Source organism: Oceaniglobus sp. K40-3, from assembly GCF_055808395.1.
Genome location: NZ_CM147868.1, coordinates 882,501 through 885,000 on the forward strand (window position 1 = coordinate 882,501; position 2,500 = coordinate 885,000).

A 2,500-nucleotide genomic window follows, 5' to 3' on the forward strand; every position below is an offset into this window, starting at 1 on the left:
CCTGTTTGACGCACCTCTTCGAGGTGCATCAGGATTGACATCGTATAGAGAGATTAACATCAGTTATCATACTGATCCGGGCAGTGCGCCTGTGATCACGCGGTATCTGCGCCTTAATCTGAAGGCAGCGACGGAACGCAAGTTCCTGAGTTGGTGGATGGGAGGGGATCACGCGGGTTCTGCACAGTATGTAACTATCCAAGTCAAGTAACACTAACCCGGTTCGGTTTGCCCGCACGGACAACCGAACCATGGTGATCGCAAGATCATCAAACCAAATCCCTTCATACTTTGAACCAGGTGAAGGGACGGGAAAAGTATACTTTTGATCGGTGCGCCTGCACAAAAGGCGGCGTACCATGGAAGAAGTCTGACTTCTTCTGGATCAAATCAAGCGCGAAAAGGGCGTTTGGTGAATGCCTTGGCAGTAAGAGGCGATGAAGGACGTGATACTCTGCGATAAGTCATGGGGAGCCGAGAATATGCTTTGATCCATGAATTTCCGAATGGGGCAACCCACCTGATACTTTGTTATTATTGCTTCGCAATGATGCGCTCCGCGCCGGTCGTTTGACCGGTACACCGATCCTTTGGATCGGCACTGGCCTTCTTCGGAAGGGTTGTGAACGGGGTCGGATTTGAGCGTGGCTGTTAATAATGAGGTAAACCAGGTATTTTTGACCTGAATATATAGGGTTAAAAAGGCAAACCCGGGGAACTGAAACATCTAAGTACCCGGAGGAAAGGAAATCAACAGATACTCCCCTAGTAGCGGCGAGCGAACGGGGACCAGCCGAGCCTTGAGTGTGAATAGAACGATCTGGAAAGATCGGCCATAGTGGGTGACAGCCCCGTATATGAAGCATGACAGGACGTATTAAGTAGGGCGGGACACGTGAAATCCTGTCTGAACATGGGGGGACCACCCTCTAAGGCTAAGTACTCCTTACTGACCGATAGTGAACCAGTACCGTGAGGGAAAGGTGAAAAGCACCCCGACGAGGGGAGTGAAACAGTTTCTGAAACCGGACGCCTACAAGCAGTCGGAGGGGCCATGAGCCCTGACGGCGTACCTTTTGTATAATGGGTCATCGACTTGGTCTATCTAGCAAGCTTAAGCCGATAGGTGTAGGCGCAGCGAAAGCGAGTCTTAATAGGGCGCATGAGTTAGATGGATCAGACCCGAAACCGAGTGATCTAGGCATGACCAGGATGAAGGTTAGGTAACACTAACTGGAGGTCCGAACCCACACCTGTTGAAAAAGGTCGGGATGAGTTGTGCCTAGGGGTGAAAGGCCAATCAAACTCGGAGATAGCTGGTTCTCCGCGAAATCTATTTAGGTAGAGCGTCATCCGAATACCCTCGGGGGTAGAGCACTGGATGGGTAATGGGGCCCCACAGGCTTACTGATCCTAACCAAACTCCGAATACCGAGGAGTACTAGATGGCAGACACACGGCGGGTGCTAACGTCCGTCGTGAAGAGGGAAACAACCCTGACCTACAGCTAAGGCCCCTAATTCATGGCTAAGTGGGAAAGCATGTGAGACGACCAAAACAACCAGGAGGTTGGCTTAGAAGCAGCCATCCTTTAAAGATAGCGTAACAGCTCACTGGTCTAGATAAGTTGTCTTGCGGCGAAGATGTAACGGGGCTCAAGCCATGAGCCGAAGCTTAGGATGCACATAGTGCATGGTAGCGGAGCGTAGTGTGACATAAGACTTCGTCTTTTTTGTTTAAGCGGATCGTTGGTTGCAGGGGCGCAAACGCGCTCAAGTAGCCGAAGGCGGTAGCGCAAAATAAAGAAGACAAAGTCTTTTCTGTGAAGCCGGCGCGTGAGCGATCCGGTGGAGAGATCACTAGTGAGAATGATGACATGAGTAGCGACAAACAGGGTGAGAGACCCTGTCGCCGAAAGTCCAAGGGTTCCTGCTTAAAGCTAATCTGAGCAGGGTAAGCCGACCCCTAAGGCGAGGCCGAAAGGCGTAGTCGATGGGAACCAGGTTAATATTCCTGGGCCAGGAAGAAGTGACGGATCTCGAGGGTAGTTCATCCTTATCGGATTGAATGGGCTGCTTAGAGGTTCCTGGAAATAGCTCTTCCGCTAGATCGTACCCTAAACCGACACAGGTGGACTGGTAGAGAATACCAAGGCGCTTGAGAGAACGATGTTGAAGGAACTCGGCAAAATACCTCCGTAAGTTCGCGAGAAGGAGGCCCGGTTATCACGCAAGTGGTGGCCGGGGGCACAAACCAGGGGGTGGCGACTGTTTACTAAAAACACAGGGCTCTGCGAAGTCGCAAGACGACGTATAGGGTCTGACGCCTGCCCGGTGCCTGAAGGTTAAAAGGAGAGGTGCAAGCCTTGAATTGAAGCCCAGGTAAACGGCGGCCGTAACTATAACGGTCCTAAGGTAGCGAAATTCCTTGTCGGGTAAGTTCCGACCTGCACGAATGGCGTAACGACTTCCCCGCTGTCTCCAACATCGACTCAGCGAAA

The 2,500-nt window shown here is 51.6% G+C and carries 1 rRNA gene (running past one end of the window); it reads left to right on the top strand.

The features are described from left to right. The first annotated feature begins 388 nt into the window (after positions 1-388). A 23S ribosomal RNA gene (locus AC0L7P_RS04585) occupies positions 389-2,500 on the top strand (it continues 870 nt past the right edge of the window).